Origin of the sequence: Amphritea sp. HPY (assembly GCF_050870985.1) — a bacterium.
GTDB lineage: Bacteria > Pseudomonadota > Gammaproteobacteria > Pseudomonadales > Balneatricaceae > Amphritea.
Map to the genome: position 1 here is coordinate 2,611,514 of NZ_CP194015.1, position 16,665 is coordinate 2,628,178.

A 16,665-nucleotide genomic window follows, 5' to 3' on the forward strand; every position below is an offset into this window, starting at 1 on the left:
ATACGCTACGGGCTCTTCGATGATTCAGGAGTCTCAATCACGCAGCAAAGAAGAACATCACACTGGCAACTGCCGCTGCCAGCATAGCGTATGGCAATTGCGTCAATGCATGCTGCATCGGCGTACAACCACTGCCCTGAGCGGATAGTACGGTGGAGTCGCCATAGAAGCAGGCGTGGCTACCAAAGGCCGCAGCTGACATCAAAGCACCGATAACCAGTGGCAGATGGGCATCCATAGCGATCGCCAAAGGCATTACGATAGGTAATGCAACAGCCAGCATGCCCCAGAATGAACCCGTTGCAAAAGCGATCAGTGCCATCACCAGAAAGACCACCATCGGCAATAATTCGGGTGTCATCATCGGTTTAACCGTGTCGATCACATACATGGTCAGACCCAGAGAATCGTTTACATCCTTAAGCATAAAGCCCGCGACAACGGTTCCCAGCGGTACCATCATCGACTTAAAGCCTTCCATTCCGGTATCGAAGATCTCGTTAAAGCTCATCAGACGCTGTGACATGTAAAGTACGACCGTAATCGCCAACGCAACAACCACACCGCGCAGGATATCGACATCGAAATACCAGGTGAAAAAGATCAGAGCCATGATAGGTACAAAGAAATTGTACAGTGCTGGCTTAGTACGGGCCGAACTCAGACTTTCGCCAGGCGCAACAGTCAGATCAAGTTCCACAACGCCGGGAGGAACCACCTCACCACCTCGAGCTCGCATTTCAGCCGCTTTCATAGACCCCATCAGCGGGAACTTTCCGAATGCCACCAGTGGGACAATTATCGCCGCCACCCAGGCATAGAACATATAAGGAATAGCATCGATATAAACACTCAGGCCCTCGCCTTTCCCTGCCACGCCGTTATCTTCCAGCAGGCCTGCAAAAAAGATAGCCCAGGTGGAAAATGGAACCAACACGCAGATCGGTGCCGCAGTTGAATCGACAATGTAGGCCAGCATCTCACGAGATACTTTAAATTTGTCTGTGACTTTCTTCATTGATGAACTGATCGCCAGAGCATTCAGGTAATCATCAATAAAAATAATCAGGCCAAGGATCCAGGTGACCACCAGGCTGCTACGACGTGACTTAACAAAGTGCGCCATATAGTCACTGAAAGAGACCGCACTACCGGTTTTGATCAGTAACGCAATCAGACTACCAAAGAAACCACAGACCAGGATGATCCAGCCAATAGTGTCATCACGCATTGTCGCCAGAGCGACATTGGCAAAACCCGATACCAGCTCAGCAGGAGAGATCATCAGTAGCCCGACCACTACACCGGCGAGCAGGGATTCGATCGTGCGTTTAGTTACGAGGGCAACAATCAAAACCACCAGGGTGGGAAAAATTGCATAAGCGCCATAAGCTTCCATATCAATATCTCCCGTTATTTACTGTTTAAATCAGATTTATTAACCGTTACCAAAGACGGTTCTGAAAACAGCAAAGGAGTACTGTTTAAAAAACAACTCACGCACCTTAAAACTTCATTTATTTTATCAATCACTATCTCGTCCTTATTATTATCTATTAGCAATAATAAAAGACTAAACAAACAAACAACCAATAAGAATAACCACTAAGGGTTAACAAAAAACTTCACTAGCAATAAATAAAAACACAGACACCAGAAAAACACAGCAATAACAATATTGCCGTGCATTTTATTTCCCAGACAAAACACCAAACAAACTCAATATAAATTTATATTAAAATAAAAATAACAATAACAATAACAATTAACTTAGTACTTTATCCATTGTTTTATAGGTCATACCCGCAACCCATCCACCATCGACCCGGATCTCACTTCCGGTGATATAACGGCTCTCGTCTGCAGCCAGAAAATGATAAACCCCGACAATGTCATCAGTATTGGCTGGGCGCTCTAATGCTGTTGCCTGCACGCTGATGCGAGCTTCCGGTCCATCTACCGACTCCATCGGCGTCAGCACTGTACCCGGACTCACCGCATTGACCCTGATACCCCGGCTGCCTAACTGCAGCGAAGCGGTTCGGGTCATCGCCAGCACGCCACTCTTGGAAACTGAATAAGAGGTATATTCCGGCATCGTAATATGTGCGGCTGCCGATCCAGTGTTGATAATACTACCGCCATCATTCATATAACGTGGCGCGTATTTAAGACCCAGGTAAACACCTTTTACATTTACATTAAATACTTTCTCGAGTATCGAAAGGTCAGCGTCTTCAAAGCGCCCTTCGGGTAACGCGATGCCGGCATTATTAATCACCACATCCAGCTTACCGCCGCTTTCAGCTGCTCTCTCCAGCGCCACGCTCAACTCAGTTTCATCAGATACATCCGCCGTAAACAGTTCGGCGTCAGTTTCAGTAAGCGCATCACTGCCATGCAGATCTACCGCAATCACACAGGCACCTTCGGCAAGAAAGTGCTTCACCAAAGCCAGGCCAATTCCACTAGCGCCGCCGGTAATCAAAACCCGCTTTCCTTTCACCTCAAACATAAGCAACGACTCCTTTACCAAACTTAAGCGTTACGCAGCGCAACGGAAGTTATTTTGCTTCCGAATTTAACCAGCAACATCATGAAACCAAGCAACCCCATGACAATTGCGGCAATGGTAAAGATGAACAACTGGCCATAGCCCTGACCATTGATGAGCATACCGGCCAGAGCCGGGCCGATAATGGCACCCAGTGACAGGAAAGATGAAATAAGAACCGACAGGTTACCTTTCAGATCAAGGCTGACCACGATCCCCATCTGATAGGCAAGGCCATAGTTCCAGACCGCAGAAAGAACAAAGGTCGAGATCGCGAACAGCAATGCATCAAAGCTCGTGCTGTATATAAATATCACCGCGGTCAGCAACAGCGTTGAAAATACCAGCGGCAGTAATCTGCCAAAACGATCACCCAGCAGTGCTGCAGCAAATGCGCCAATACCGCCGCCAATCAAACCGAAAGAGAGCGCCTTTCCGATATTAATAGCATCGATACCATTACTGCTGGCGATACGCTCGACGAAAGCCCAGAGCCCTGACAGGCCGGCAAAATAGATCATCAGTGCCAGTAGCGCTATCCACACCGGCCAGACCTTTACCTTTTCACTCGAACTGCCCCTAGTCGACTCAGGCGTACGCCGACCTCGGCTTGGTAGCCAGAAAGAAGCGATCCCCAGCAGCGCCATAACGCCTGCAACAGTCAGCATTAAACCTTGAAAGCCCCAACGCTCGGTGATGTACATAGGTAACATAAACAGCAGTGCGGCACCTATCGCCTGTTCGGCAAACAATTTAACTCCGAAATAACGATCCGGGTCACGGCTGTCAGACAGAATACATACCGCCAGCCCAAACAGGGTTCCGGCACCGATACCAGAAAGCGCCATCATCGCCAGCAGCAGTTCGTATTCAGTGATAAAAGCTGAGGCAGCAAGGCCTCCGGAAAGGAACACAAAGCCCATCAGACTAATATGCTGCCAATTAAAGCGTCGTATCCAGAATACGGCACTCAGACATACCAATAGAAAACCAACAAAATAACTGGAGGCGATCAGACCCGCCTGTTCTTCGTTCAGTTGCAGATACTCTGCAGCACCGCCAAGTAAAATTGGCAATATAAGAAAGATGGCCGCGCCGGCGGCAGAAATTATCGATACCGCAGCGATGCTGCCGGGAGCATTAATATCCTGCGACGCGTGAGAAGAGACCGTCATAAGATCAACCTGTGTAATTATTATTGTCGGGCTGTTTTGAATAGCTTTTAATGATTTTTAAAATTCAGCGGGGCTCTAAAACACCCCGCTTTCTTTCAGTTGTTCAAACGTTATGTCAGTACAATTACAGCCAATTGGTCGGACGGGTACGTCCGGTTTGTGCTTCCCGGCTATCGGCCAGCAGACAAAGCAATTCAAAATAGATCGCTGCCGCCAGGTGACCTGACTTACCATCGGGATCGCGGTTTGGATTGTATTCCACCAGATCGGCGCCGATGATATTCAGACCGCGGGCACCCTGGATGATATCCCGCGCCTGACGCGGCGTCAGACCAAAAGGTTCCGGCCCGGTTGTACCCATCATGTAGTTACTGTCCAGGCCATCGACGTCGAATGAGAAATAGGTTTTCTCCTGACCGACAATTTCCCTCGCCTTATCGATGACATATTGCGTGCCCTTTTCAAACACCTCGTCTGCGCTGATTACGGTCATCCCGCTGTCGTGGGCGAACTCCCACAGGAAGTTTGCTCGCCCCCGTACACCGATCTGTACGGTACGTTCCGGATCAACATAGCCATTGAGTACCGCCTGTCGGAAGATAGAGCCATCGTTTACCGCATCGCCGCCCCAGGCAGCCATCGTGTCGGAGTGGGCATCGATATGGATCACCCCGAAAGCTTCATCACCATGGGCCTCAGATAGTCCTTTCAAAGCGCCAAACGCAGTGGTGTGCTCACCTCCACAGTTCAGAGTGTAGAGGCCCGCATCACCCAGTTCCCGGAACACTTTATAGATATCATCAACACGGGCTTGCAGATCGGTTGAAGACCAGTCCACATCACCGTAATCAATCACCGAACACTGCTGAAAAGGGATCTTGCCGGTAACGTCATTAATAGGGCCATAGTTACGGCTCCATTCCCGTATCGCTTTTGGTCCATGACGGGTACCTGCAAGACCGATCGCCCCCAGATCCAGCGGCGAACCGACCATCGCGATATCCACCTGATCCAGGTTATCGCGGCGATGCGGCGCCTGAAAGAACCCCGGATGGGCGAGAAAGCCTGTGGTATCAAGGCTATAGCCCTGGGCTGCAGCATGCTCAAAGAAGCTTGCTACACTGCTGTTCTTAAATTCGAAGGCGGCACGATCCAGTTCATGGTATTTAGCCAGCCTTTCTTTACTCATCTTAGCCATCGTATCTTGTCTCCGGATTAGCTGCCCAGTTTGTCCCATACACGCTGATTCAGACCTGCTGACCAGCCACCACACAGGTTTAAAGCCTGCCCATTAATAAAGCCGCAATCGTCTGCCGCCAGAAAATGGATCATTGCTGCTACCTCTTCCGGCTCACAGATCCGCTCCAGTGGCACCAGAACCTTTTCCATCTGTAGCAGAGCGTCTCCGCCATCCTCATGGGCCATCGGCGTGTTAACCGACGTTGGACAGACACAATTGACCCGGATCTTACGTTCAGACAACTCCAGTGCAGCAGTCTGGGTCATGCCCACAACAGAAAACTTAGACGCACCGTAGGAACCGAGATCGATAAATCCGGTTTTCCCTGCATAAGATGCTGTATTAATCAGGCTGCCACCTTCATTCATCAGGCTGGCAGCATGCTTAATACCGTAAAAAGCGCCCAGGGTATTAACATCAAAGCAGCGCTGAAAGTCTTCAGCCGTTGCATCTTTCAGTTGTCGATAGTTGGCGAAGATACCGGCGTTATTCACCAGGATATCAAGTCGGCCAAATCGCTCTACCGTAGTCTCCAATAGGTGTTTAACCTGCTGTTCGTCAGTAACATCGGTAGGCACCGAAATACCTCCGACCTCTGCTGCCAGCTCAGGGCAATCTCTCAGGTCACCAATGACTACTCTTGCGCCAGCCCGTGCAAAACGCTGTGCAACTGCTTTACCTATTCCCGAGCCACCACCGGTGACTACGGCAACCTTGCCCCGCAAGGAAAAAAAAGAATCCATAACCGGCTTCCTCTAAAAATTATTTCTATCAGATACCCGGCGACATGCCGCCCGCTACCGGCATTGTGACACCGGTCATATAACTTGCAGCAGGGCTTGCCAGGTAAGCAACGGCATCACCGACAACAGAAGGTTCAGCCGAATACCCCATCGGGATACTGGCATCTTCATGCTGCTGCGCTTCTTCAACACTGATGCCATGTTCAGCGGCAATAAATTCCAGTGTTTGCTTATGCATCTGAGTCACAATAGAACCCGGACACACCGCATTGCAGCGAATGTTCTGTTTGGCATAGTTCACAGCAAGCTGCTTGGTCAGGCCGATAGCCGCAAATTTACTGGCGGTATAACAGGCAGGGATCGCTTCTATAGCGCCCAGGCCAGCCAGTGATGCAATATTGATAATGCTGCCGCCGCCCTGTGCTTGCATAGCCGGGATTACGGCCTGACAAAAATCGGCCATACCCTTAACATTCACCTGTAGGCTCAGGTTCCAGTCCTGGTCAGTCAGCTCAGTGAAATCAGGCGATCCCACGCCAACGCCAGCGTTGTTCACCAGAATATCGATCCGGCCATAATGATCCAGCACCCGCTGAACGCAGTTTTCAATCTGGGTCTTATCCATCACATCGACAGCCACAGCCATCGCATCGACACCCAGACCTGAAAGCTGGGTGACTGCGCTATCCATATCTGCCGCTGCCTGCTGCAGGTCGGTAACAACAACATTAGCGCCCTGTTCGGCCAGTTTCACAGCGATCGCCCGACCAATGCCTTTGGCATGACCGGCACCGGTTACGATGGCAACTTTGTGAGCAAGTGGTTTCATAATAATCTCTTCAACAGTTTGCTGGAGTGCAGATCAGAGGCGCCCTCAGGCGTCCTCTTGCTGCTCCATATATTCAACACAGTCGAGCAACCACTTTGGCGCTGTACCGGTATCGCCAACGCCACCGTAACTCAGCAGGCCTTCAGTATTCAGTTCTCCCGAACGGATCGCCGCAACCACCTCGTCAAGATCCTGCAGGAACTTGTTCAGCAGATCCTCTTCCATCGGGTCAATCGTCAGATGAATCGCCGGTGGCTCATTAACACCGAGCAATACCCAGTTACGTTCGGTCATACCGCCAACCACGAGTTCAATACTGAGATCACCCTCCGCCTGAATCATCAGCAACGGTCCATGGGTTTTCCAACAGCTCAGCCCTTCGATCGCTTCAACTTTCGCCATAATCGAGTTCTTCACATGCAGGATCTTGCGGGCATTTTCCATATACCCTTCTTCCCCCATGTAATTCATGATTGCCCAGGCCGCTGCGGTTGCTGCCAGGGGACGACTGCCAACGAAGGACTGTGAGACATACAGTCCACAAGGCCAGTCAGTAATTGGTACATAGTGGTATTGCTGCTCTTCCTTGGAACGCCACAGCACAGTGGAACAGGGCTTGGCCGCATAACCGTATTTGTGCAGATCGGCAGAAATAGTGGAGACACCCGGCACCCGGAAATCATAAAGTGGAATATCACAGCCAACTTTACGCAGGAACGGCAGAACGTAACCTCCGACACAGGCATCCACGTGGAACCACAGATCATGCTCCAGTGCCAACTGACCAAGTTCTTCCACCGGATCAACCAGACCGTAAGGCCAGCTCGGAGCTGACGCCGCGATACCGATAGTGTTTGGACCGATAGCCGCTTTCATCGCTGCAACATCGGCCAGCAGATCTTCACCCACCGGCACCCGAACTACTTTGATATCCAGAAAGTGCGCACCCTTGGAAAAGGTGGAATGAATAGAATATGGCGCGACTATTTCCGGTTGTGTGATATGCGGCTTGGTAAGCTTGGCTTTCTCACGCATCGCGTGCAGCGCACAGAAGATACTTTCTGTACCGCCGGAGGTGATGTTACAGCGTGACTCTTCGCCACCGTGCATAATCTCAACACACATATCCATGACATCATTTTCCAACCTGGCCGCACCGGCCTGCTGGAAACTGAAGAGCGCATTCTGGGAGAAGAATTTCAGGTAAGCCTGCTCGACTACGTTCTGAATATCCTGTCCGCCCTTAAGCGAGTTACTGCTCAACTTTCCTTCGGAATCAGGCGTCATATCCTGTTTCAACTGATCCAGCTGCGCCAGAACCTGCTCAGAGCTGGTACGTTGTTTAGGAAATACGGAGGGTTTTATTTTTTTCATTGTCTGTTTCCTGAGAGAAATTCATACCACCAGCTTCGAGCTATCGAGGCCGGTGGCAAAAAACATTACACAAGGCCTGCTACACGGAACTCAGCGGCGACTTCTTCAATACTCTCGTACAGAGCAGTAATAATTTCATCGCACTGCTCTTTAGTCAGTGTCAGCGGTGGTGAGATAACAATCAGGTTACCGATCGGACGTACTACCACGCCACGATTCATACAACGCTTGAATACCCGCATTGCCGATTCAGCATCCGGGGCGAAACCCTCTTTGCTGTTGCGGTCAGCAACCAGCTCAATACCGATCATGAAATGACTGCCCCGAACATCACCGACTATCGGAAGATCTTGTAATGTCTGCGCTTTCTCATAAAAGTATGGACCAAGTTCCTGCACATGCTCGCAGATAGCTTCACGCTCCATAATTTCGATGTTTTTCAGTGCCGCAGCACAGGCAACCGGGTGGCCGGAATAGGTATAACCCAGAGACAGTACGCCACCTTCACACTGCGGCTTGCTGATAACGTCATAGATCTTGTCGCTCAGCAATGTCGCACCCAGCGGCTGATAGCCGGATGTCAGGCCTTTTGCGATACAGATAATATCCGGCACCACATCAAACACCGCTTCTGAAGCAAACATATGGCCCAGGCGACCAAACGCTGTGACCACCTCATCGGCGATATACAGCATGTCGTACTTCTTACAAATATCGTACATGCGCTTGTGATAACCCTGTGGTGCTACCAGCACACCACCGGCGCCCATAATCGGCTCGGCAATAAAGGCCGCTACATTGTCTGCACCCAATTGCAGAATCCGGTTTTCAAATTCAGCGACCAGGAAATCACAGAACTGCTCTTCGTCCATGCCCACAGGACGACGGTACATATTGGCGGCCGATACATGATGGATCATGTTATCGATGCCATCGAAGCTGTTCTTGGTCGCGTGTATTCCGGTCAGGCTGGCAGCCAGATACGTTGATCCGTGATAACCATCAACCCGGGAGATGATCTTCTTCTTGTTATGCTGGCCCAGCATATTGAAGTAGTAGTGAACCAGGCGAATAGCCGTATCGTTCGCAACCGAGCCACCACAACCGTAAAACACATGGTTCAGGTCACCGGGCGCCAGCGCCGCCAGTTTCGCAGCCAGCTCAGATGCCGGAGCGTTAGTGGTGTGGCCAAACGGATTGTAATAATCCATCTGCATCACCTGCTGGGAAATTGCTTCTGCCATCTCACGACGGCCGTGGCCGATATTTACACACCACAGGCCGGCGATACCGTCCAGCATACGGTTGCCTTCGGTATCAGAAACATAGGCGCCTTCAGCATTAACGATGATCTGGCTGCCTTCCTGTTTGAAGGTAGAAAAATCGGTATAAGGATGGATAAAGTGATCTTTGTCCATCTGCCAAAGTTGCTTTGCATCGAGTTCTACTTGCATTGACATTGGATACTCCTAACATGTTCATATAAGCACAGACAAAAACCTGACTAGCTTGTAGGTTCATATAATCATGTTCACAGAAGGCTGAGTAGTTACCCTAAGTGGGTAACGTTAATTCCGGAGAACCCTGTAAAATTCATCAACGTGCAGTAAATGGGCGCAAACTGAATTGTTGAGCACGAGGTAAAACCGATGACAAATACGCTACTGACCACTCAGGCCTGGTATGATCTGCTGGCTAAACTTGTCGCTCAGATCGATGACAGTAAGTTCCCTCACCTGCTGGCAAAGGCATGTCAGGAGGTATCTCATTACAACAGCACACTGATCACCGCATACCCGAAAGGTCGGCGACCGGTACACATCTATAACAACCTGCCGCCGGAACAGATCAACCTGACACTGACACCTTATTTCGCCGGTGCCTATCTGCTGGATCCGTTTTATGCCCTGTGTCAGAACCAGAGCCCTAATGGTATCTATCGCCTGAAAGACCTGGCCCCGGATCACTTTTACCAGAGTGAATATTTCCGCAGTTACTATGCAGGCACACAGTTAAGCGACGAGGCTGGATTACTGATCGGAGTTAATCCGGATCTATATATTCTGGTCTCTTTAGGCCAGCGGGAAAGCGAAGAGCAACAGGAAAAAGTACAGTTCAACAGCCTGCAGACAATTAATGCCCTGCTGGTATCCCTGTGTAAGAAATTCTGGCGCGACGGCGGCACCGGAATGGAGATGATCTATGGTGAAGCCGATGAGGATCAACCGCTGTACGGCGCATCACTGGATAAAACATTTATAAATTTTGGTCGGGAATTTCTCAGCGAACGCGAGTGTGAAGTGGTGCGTCTGATTCTAAAGGGCCACTCCAGCAAATCGATCGCGCGGGTACTGGATATCAGCCCGGATACCGTGAAAGTGCACCGCAAGCGGTTCCACGCAAAACTGGAAGTCACATCCCAGGCGGAGCTTTTCTCGCTGTTTCTTCAGGCGATGGCGCTGGCCCCCATCGGTAGCGATGAGGACCCTTTGAGCTTCTATTTTGCAGAAAATCCGCGCCAGACTATTTATTAGCTACAAGGCTGTTTATTAGCTACAAGGCTTTCTTTTTAGCTACATGGCTGTCTTTTAACTGACAGAAGGATCTGCCGCTTCAAACTCAGCCCGCAACTGAGCCTCTGACAGGCCATAACGGCTGGCTATGGTATCAAAGAACGGCTCCCAGTGGTTGGTCAGAACCTCAATCTGATCATCCCCCTGCTGCAGGCTCTTATAACCTGATTCACCCGGTACACGGACACTGTGTCCAGGCCGCGGTTTACACCCTTTTATCTGATCAACATACGCATCGGAGCGCTGCTTCATCGCATCTATCGAGCCAAATACAGCCGGATTAATACACATAAAGTAGCTGCCGCCCACACTGGTACCCACCTCTTTCTCACCGGCAGCCGCCTGTTCAAAATCATCGATAGTCGGTAACTGCGTCGAGGGTACGCCCAGCGGATTAACAATGGCGGTCATCATCTCATTCCACATATTCAAAGCGTACACACGTGGCGTCTCAATCTGCCCGGCACAGGTATAGTCCCAGAGCCGCCCATAGCCTTCGATCGGCTTGGCATAGGGGCGGGCATCATCGGTCGTCTCTCCGGTTTCCGGGTCAATACACCACTTACCTTTCATCGGCTTTTGCTGCAGCACCGATTCAGCTATATCAGCATCATAGAACTCGCCAAACTTGATCGATGTCCACACCGGTGGCTGCTCTCCGCTGGGGGCGATCGAATCAAATGGCGGACAGGATAGCTGGTTTTCCATGCCGCCAAACGGCGCTGCCAGCGGTACCGTATTATTAGAAGCCATCGCCATCATGTTCTGCTCATAAGCCTTATAGACATAGGCTGAAAAGCTGCCAGCATCGTAGTGATTGCCGCCATAGACAATAGCGATACCACTGGTACGGGCCTTTTCGATCGCCAGATCCGCCATCACATTCAGAGCGTAATAACCTGAAGAGCGCTTACCATCAACGACCGCCCAGGCAGGGCCTTCACTGACTACTTCCGGTACGGCCTTGATATCAAGCCCACCACCGATCAGGCAAAGGTCGATACACTCATAGACCCCCAACCCCTGATTCAGTTTACCCTGACGATGCCCGAAGCCTATCGCAGTCGCGACATAATCCGCATGTGTTTCACTGGCACCCGCAGCCATCCATACTCGTTTAATCGCGTATTCCAGGAAGTGAATACTTTCTGTACGTGTTTCAGTTGCACTCATTATCTATTTCCTCAGATGCCTTTTTTCAAACACTCTGTTTTGTAGTGCCAGAACGATTGTCAGACTGGCTGTCAGACAGTTGACTATCATGCTTTTCATCGTCCGAAACATAACCAAGTTCCAGGCGCTTTAAACGCACCTCCACCCACAGGCAAAGTATTGCACCGACACTCAGTGACAGCACAATAAACAGATAGCCCGTTTCCGCCCCGTAGGATTCCAGAATAAAACCGAATACGCCGGGACCGATGGCAGCGCCCAGCGCCAGGGCCGATGAAATTAACGAAGATAAACGGCCACTGATATCAGCATCACTGATCAGGCCAAAAATGTAAGCCAGTGAAAAATAGTAAGCTGCAGGCAATACCGCCATCAGCAACGCAAATTTCAATACTGAAAGTTGCCCCAGCAACAGAACAAGGGATGCAATGGTAATAATGGCACCCACCAGGATAGGCACTATCCGCCCACCTCGATCACCAAGCCAGGCAGCTATAGCCGGGCCTACCGCTGAAGATACCAGCCCCAGGGCAAGCAAGCCTCCGACGGCAACCGGATCAATCGCATCATGGGCCAGCCGCTCCATAAAGGCCCAGAGCCCGGCAAATCCTGCAAAATAGATCAACAGGGCCAGCAGGCCGATGAAGATCCAGCCCCTTCCTGGCGCCGCTGAACGGTCGGTTTGCTGAGTAATCCGGCCTTTTGCCGGCACCCTGCTACCGGGTACAGCAAGCAGAGCGATTATCGCGGCCAGGGAAATAAGAAACCCCTGCAGACCAAAATACTGAACCACCAGTATCGGCAGGGAAAACATAAGCAACGCGGGTATCAGTTGTTCCGGAATCAGCTTGATAGCAAAACGTCGATCTTTATCCGTCATATCACCGATTAATGTCACGCTCAGAGCATAAACAACGGCGGCGCCCAGGCCCGATATCGATATCCCGATCAGAACCCCCTGATAAGAATCACTCAGGAAAGCACTGAGCAGGAGACCTGCAACAACAAGAATCGAACCAACCGTTGCCAGCTGTTGCCAGCTAAACCTGCGGATCCAGATAACCGAGGTAAGCGTAACAAGAAAGTAAGCGCCAAAATAAGAGCTGGCTACCAGTCCGGTTGCCGCTTCATCCAGGCTAAGGTGCTCAGCGATAATTCCCAGTAGTAATGGCAGTATGGCGAAAATCTTCACCCCGATAGTGCCAAGCGCACAAGCCCCCAGCAAACTGGTATGGCTATCGATTTTTTTCTGATGCTGTTTCATTATTATTTTCTCTCTGCAGTGCATCTTTCAGTATGGGATAGCCCATCTGAATTGTCTTTCAATCCTACCCAGCGTCCCTCCACACCCCAATACCCTCTAATGGTTAATAACCACTAGGTGGTATTTCCAGCACCGCGCTTAAAAGCGATAACAGTAACCATGAAATTGAATCACTTACGGCAAAACTATCAGGGCTGTCTGCAGCGGTCAGAACTCTGCAGCGATCCTTACCAGCAGTTTGAAGCCTGGTTCGGGGACGCAAGCACAGCCAACCTTCAAGAACCCAACGCGATGAGCCTGGCGACAGTCGATAGCGACGGTCGCCCCTCCTTGCGCAACGTGCTGCTGAAACACTTTGATGATCAGGGCTTTGTATTCTTTACCAATCTGAAAAGTAACAAAGCCCGGCAGATCGAAGAGAACCCCAATGTTTCCCTGCTGTTTTCATGGCTTGGGTTGGAGCGCCAGGTAATCGTGTCCGGCAAAGCGGTGCTACTGCCCAGGGCTGACACCCTGCGGTATTTCCTGCAACGCCCCCGCAACAGTCAGCTGGGTGCATGGGTCTCACATCAAAGCAAAGTGATCGGCTCACGCGAACTGCTGGAGCAGAAATTCACTCAACTAAAACAGGCCTTCGCCAGCGGCGAAATACCCGCACCAAAATTCTGGGGCGGGTTTCGCGTAGAACCAGGCCACGTCGAATTCTGGCAAGGCGGCGCGAACCGTCTGCATGACCGTTTTCAGTACCAACTGGACAGTAATCAACAGTGGCAGATCGAACGGCTTTCACCCTGATCACTGCCATAGATGGACCCACTGGCATACCCAGTGCTTCAAGATAAGATTCAAAACAGGACAATTAAACATGATAAAAACAGATGCGATGCCGGCAATAAACAGCAAACGTCTATGGCAGCGTTTACAACAGATGGGTGAACTCGGTGGCACAGTAAATGGCGGTTGTAACCGGCAAGCCCTGACCGATGAAGACAAAGCCGGTCGCGACCTCTTTGTTTCCTGGTGTGAACAAGCCGGATGTACGATTACGGTAGATAGTATGGGCAATATTTTTGCGCGGCGAGCGGGGCGTAACAATGAGCTACCACCGGTTATCACCGGCAGTCATCTGGATACTCAGCCAACTGGCGGTAAGTTTGACGGTGTCTACGGGGTACTGGCAGGCGTTGAGGTACTGGAAACGCTGCAGGAAAATAGCATAGAAACCGAGCACCCGATCGAGGTCGTCGTCTGGACCAACGAAGAAGGTGCACGCTTCTCCCCTGCGATGATCGGCTCAGGCGTCTGGGCAGGTGTATTCTCCGAGGAATATGGCCATAGCCGCTGCGACAAAGAGGGTAAAACCATCGGTGATGAACTGAACCGCATTGGTTACAAAGGCGCAGCACCTGCTACGGCAAAACCGGTTAAAGCCGCATTTGAACTGCATATCGAGCAAGGCCCGATTCTGGAACAGGAAGATAAACAGATCGGTATCGTATCCGGCGTACAGGGAATGCGCTGGTATGACCTGACCATTGAAGGCCAGCCCTGCCATGCAGGTCCGTCACCGATGACTGTTCGCAGAGACCCCTTCATGGCGCTGGCGCCTATTCTGGAACGCCTGTACCAACTTGCTGAGCAGAATGGCCCCTGGGCCCGGGTAACTTTCGGCGATATAACTGCCCAGCCTGGTGCACGCAACACCGTACCGGAGCGTGTCATCATGGCAGTCGACCTGCGCCATCCCAACCAGCAGGTGCTGCAGGAGATGGATCTGGAATTTCGCCGTATCGTCGAAGAGGAATCCGCTAAGAAAAAAGTTAACAGCACCGTCCGTGATGAGTGGGACTCGCCAGCGGTCAGCTTTAATGAGGACTGTATTACTGCGGTCAGAGATGCGGTTAATGAACTTGGCTATTCCAATATGGAACTGTTCAGCGGTGCTGGCCATGATGCGGTTTATGTCAGCCAGGTGGCACCCACCAGCATGATATTTATCCCTTGTGAAAAGGGTATCTCGCATAACGAAGCGGAAAACGCTGATCCGGCAGATATCGGAGCCGGTTGCAATGTCCTGTTGCGGGCTATGCTGGCGTCTGCGAACAGTTAAAAGCGGATCTTCAAAACATCAGGCTACTGCTTTAAATAGCAGGAATGTCTCAGATGGGGGGTCTTCAGAGTTGGCCCCCCTTCAGCTCAGAACCGTTTACCGAGTGAAACGAAGACAACCATCACTACCCTCTTCGCGCCGGATACGCTGTTCGGCCAGCAGGTAATGCAGATGCGCCAGGCATTCTCCGCCAGCCAGCAACTGATCAAACAACGACAGTTTACGGCGATAGATCACTGCAACCAGTTGCATCACTGTCTGAGGCTCGGTGCAGGCCTGCTCAATTCTGGTCAACATATCCCGGTGTTCCAGGTCCAGTTCAGACAGGCGCTGCCTGAGCCCGTGAAAAGGGTATTCATGAGCGGGTAAGACAAGGGTTTGTTCAGGTAACTCTTTCATACGTTCAAGTGAGTGCAGCCAGCTTAATAGCGGATTACCTTCAGGATTATCCACCCGCACGCTGACATTAGAGCTTATTCGGGGCAGCACCTGATCTCCTGAAATCAGTACTCCTAACGCCTCGCAATAGAGGGAGGCATGGGCCACAGAATGCCCTTCCGATACGATCACCCGCCACTGCCGGTTACCGATCTCCAGCTTCATTCCATCCTGAATCTCATACTGATCGACGGGCAGAGGCTGCACCAGTGTTGCAATGCTGCTACTGAGATCTACCACCCCGGCAGACTGCTCGCTACTCATCCCCATCCGGTGCAGAAAACGGCTCTTTTCAGCACGCAGCTGCGCAACGGAATCCTCACTCGCATGAAAATACTCCTGCCCGGTTTGTAATTCGCCGGCGGTAATCCAGAGCGGCACATTCCAGCGTCGGCATAACCAGCCTGCAGCGCCGATATGATCTATATGGGCATGGGTCACTATGACTTTCTTGATCGGCTTGCCATTTAAAAACTCAGTGGCCACCCGCTCCCACACGTCCTGACTATCGGTGTTGCCAAGACCGCAATCAACCACCACCCAGCCATCTATATCATCAAGCAGATAGAGGTTCATATGGTCCAGATCGAAAGGCAACGGCATACGCAGCCATAACACCCCCGGAGCAACTTCAGTCACATCACCATTAGCAGGAATACTATAATCCGCAGCCACGACAGAGTTCATGGGTAATACCTCGGTTAATGCGATTCAATTAAACGTCCGATCAACCAGTTTGAATCCTGCAACCCGGTCGGGCAATATCGGTTACAGTCAATTTTTTGCTCTATTCGGACATTAGTAAAGGAATATAAACGGCATATCCTCCCATGCACTCAGCAATCAATTGCTGGAAACGACTCGACACAACCAGGCAACAGCTCCTCCATCTATTATCGCCATTACCAGAGTGACGAGCTTGTGCATCTCACGCTGCACCTTTCATTGCATCTTGCGTTGCGTAAAACGCAATACAGTAATGAATATATATCAATATACGCAAGACAACATTTTCTATAGAGTAGCGCTATTAAATTTCAGCGGCCAGTCAGTATAACTATCTGTATAATGCTGCCCAGCTCTGAACTATAGCCATGCAAACCTGCAGTGACAGCTCGCTCAAACAGGGGTCTCAAACAGGTTGGCGTTGGCAACAACCCTAAATTTTTAGTCACTGCCGGTTTGGCAGTAA

Annotated in this window: 14 protein-coding genes; 3 read left to right on the top strand and 11 right to left on the bottom strand. The window is 50.8% G+C overall.

What is annotated here, in order from left to right:
• Window positions 1-37: 37 nt before the first annotated feature.
• From ACQUQM_RS11670 to ACQUQM_RS11705, 8 genes are all read right to left on the bottom strand, one after another.
• Complete coding sequence (locus ACQUQM_RS11670) at window positions 38-1,399, bottom strand: Na+/H+ antiporter NhaC family protein (protein WP_432474698.1); 1,362 nt, start codon at window positions 1,397-1,399, stop codon at window positions 38-40.
• A 366-nt stretch (window positions 1,400-1,765) separates the two neighbouring features.
• The gene (locus tag ACQUQM_RS11675) at window positions 1,766-2,515 is read right to left on the bottom strand and encodes an SDR family NAD(P)-dependent oxidoreductase (protein ID WP_432474699.1); all 750 of its coding nucleotides are present in this window, start codon (window positions 2,513-2,515) and stop codon (window positions 1,766-1,768) included.
• Window positions 2,516-2,538: 23 nt separating this feature from the next.
• The gene (locus tag ACQUQM_RS11680) at window positions 2,539-3,729 is read right to left on the bottom strand and encodes an MFS transporter (protein WP_432474700.1); all 1,191 of its coding nucleotides are present in this window, start codon (window positions 3,727-3,729) and stop codon (window positions 2,539-2,541) included.
• 124 nt (window positions 3,730-3,853) lie between these two features.
• The gene (locus tag ACQUQM_RS11685) at window positions 3,854-4,927 is read right to left on the bottom strand and encodes an arginase family protein (RefSeq protein WP_432474701.1); all 1,074 of its coding nucleotides are present in this window, start codon (window positions 4,925-4,927) and stop codon (window positions 3,854-3,856) included.
• 17 nt (window positions 4,928-4,944) lie between these two features.
• Window positions 4,945-5,712: an SDR family NAD(P)-dependent oxidoreductase gene (locus tag ACQUQM_RS11690; protein WP_432474702.1), complete on the bottom strand. Its 768-nt coding sequence runs from the start codon at window positions 5,710-5,712 to the stop codon at window positions 4,945-4,947.
• A 28-nt stretch (window positions 5,713-5,740) separates the two neighbouring features.
• Entirely contained in the window at window positions 5,741-6,541 is an 801-nt protein-coding gene (locus ACQUQM_RS11695; RefSeq protein WP_432474703.1) for an SDR family NAD(P)-dependent oxidoreductase, read from the bottom strand.
• A 45-nt stretch (window positions 6,542-6,586) separates the two neighbouring features.
• Complete coding sequence (locus ACQUQM_RS11700; protein WP_432474704.1) at window positions 6,587-7,915, bottom strand: pyridoxal phosphate-dependent decarboxylase family protein; 1,329 nt, start codon at window positions 7,913-7,915, stop codon at window positions 6,587-6,589.
• A gap of 65 nt (window positions 7,916-7,980) precedes the next feature.
• Window positions 7,981-9,375, bottom strand: coding sequence for an aminotransferase (locus ACQUQM_RS11705; protein WP_432474705.1), 1,395 nt, complete (start codon window positions 9,373-9,375; stop codon window positions 7,981-7,983).
• A 189-nt stretch (window positions 9,376-9,564) separates the two neighbouring features.
• Between ACQUQM_RS11705 and ACQUQM_RS11710 the strand changes: the two genes are divergently transcribed.
• Window positions 9,565-10,449 (top strand): helix-turn-helix transcriptional regulator, encoded by an 885-nt coding sequence (locus tag ACQUQM_RS11710; RefSeq protein ID WP_432474707.1) that lies wholly within the window; start codon window positions 9,565-9,567, stop codon window positions 10,447-10,449.
• Between the two features lie 54 nt (window positions 10,450-10,503).
• Here the strand turns inward: ACQUQM_RS11710 and ACQUQM_RS11715 are convergent, their stop codons facing one another.
• Complete coding sequence (locus ACQUQM_RS11715) at window positions 10,504-11,661, bottom strand: Ldh family oxidoreductase (RefSeq protein WP_432474708.1); 1,158 nt, start codon at window positions 11,659-11,661, stop codon at window positions 10,504-10,506.
• A gap of 25 nt (window positions 11,662-11,686) precedes the next feature.
• Window positions 11,687-12,925 (bottom strand): MFS transporter, encoded by a 1,239-nt coding sequence (locus ACQUQM_RS11720; protein WP_432474709.1) that lies wholly within the window; start codon window positions 12,923-12,925, stop codon window positions 11,687-11,689.
• A 159-nt stretch (window positions 12,926-13,084) separates the two neighbouring features.
• Here ACQUQM_RS11720 and pdxH point away from each other — a divergent pair, with 159 nt between their 5' ends.
• Window positions 13,085-13,720 (top strand): pyridoxamine 5'-phosphate oxidase, encoded by a 636-nt coding sequence (gene pdxH / locus ACQUQM_RS11725; protein WP_432474710.1) that lies wholly within the window; start codon window positions 13,085-13,087, stop codon window positions 13,718-13,720.
• 70 nt (window positions 13,721-13,790) lie between these two features.
• Window positions 13,791-15,035, top strand: a complete 1,245-nt coding sequence (locus tag ACQUQM_RS11730) for a M20 family metallo-hydrolase (protein WP_432474711.1) — start codon at window positions 13,791-13,793, stop codon at window positions 15,033-15,035.
• Between the two features lie 96 nt (window positions 15,036-15,131).
• Here ACQUQM_RS11730 and ACQUQM_RS11735 read toward each other — a convergent pair whose 3' ends face one another.
• Complete coding sequence (locus ACQUQM_RS11735; RefSeq protein ID WP_432474712.1) at window positions 15,132-16,160, bottom strand: MBL fold metallo-hydrolase; 1,029 nt, start codon at window positions 16,158-16,160, stop codon at window positions 15,132-15,134.
• Window positions 16,161-16,665 lie beyond the last annotated feature (505 nt).

Excerpts from the sequence above, each read along its gene's own strand:
- ACQUQM_RS11670 (WP_432474698.1), bottom strand. The coding sequence starts at position 1,399 with ATGGAAGCTTATGGCGCTTATGCAATTTTTCCCACCCTGGTGGTTTTG.
- ACQUQM_RS11675 (WP_432474699.1), bottom strand. The coding sequence starts at position 2,515 with ATGTTTGAGGTGAAAGGAAAGCGGGTTTTGATTACCGGCGGCGCTAGT.
- ACQUQM_RS11680 (WP_432474700.1), bottom strand. The coding sequence starts at position 3,729 with ATGACGGTCTCTTCTCACGCGTCGCAGGATATTAATGCTCCCGGCAGC.
- ACQUQM_RS11685 (WP_432474701.1), bottom strand. The coding sequence starts at position 4,927 with ATGGCTAAGATGAGTAAAGAAAGGCTGGCTAAATACCATGAACTGGAT.
- ACQUQM_RS11690 (WP_432474702.1), bottom strand. The coding sequence starts at position 5,712 with ATGGATTCTTTTTTTTCCTTGCGGGGCAAGGTTGCCGTAGTCACCGGT.
- ACQUQM_RS11695 (WP_432474703.1), bottom strand. The coding sequence starts at position 6,541 with ATGAAACCACTTGCTCACAAAGTTGCCATCGTAACCGGTGCCGGTCAT.
- ACQUQM_RS11700 (WP_432474704.1), bottom strand. The coding sequence starts at position 7,915 with ATGAAAAAAATAAAACCCTCCGTATTTCCTAAACAACGTACCAGCTCT.
- ACQUQM_RS11705 (WP_432474705.1), bottom strand. The coding sequence starts at position 9,375 with ATGTCAATGCAAGTAGAACTCGATGCAAAGCAACTTTGGCAGATGGAC.
- ACQUQM_RS11710 (WP_432474707.1), top strand. The coding sequence starts at position 9,565 with ATGACAAATACGCTACTGACCACTCAGGCCTGGTATGATCTGCTGGCT.
- ACQUQM_RS11715 (WP_432474708.1), bottom strand. The coding sequence starts at position 11,661 with ATGAGTGCAACTGAAACACGTACAGAAAGTATTCACTTCCTGGAATAC.
- ACQUQM_RS11720 (WP_432474709.1), bottom strand. The coding sequence starts at position 12,925 with ATGAAACAGCATCAGAAAAAAATCGATAGCCATACCAGTTTGCTGGGG.
- pdxH (WP_432474710.1), top strand. The coding sequence starts at position 13,085 with ATGAAATTGAATCACTTACGGCAAAACTATCAGGGCTGTCTGCAGCGG.
- ACQUQM_RS11730 (WP_432474711.1), top strand. The coding sequence starts at position 13,791 with ATGATAAAAACAGATGCGATGCCGGCAATAAACAGCAAACGTCTATGG.
- ACQUQM_RS11735 (WP_432474712.1), bottom strand. The coding sequence starts at position 16,160 with ATGAACTCTGTCGTGGCTGCGGATTATAGTATTCCTGCTAATGGTGAT.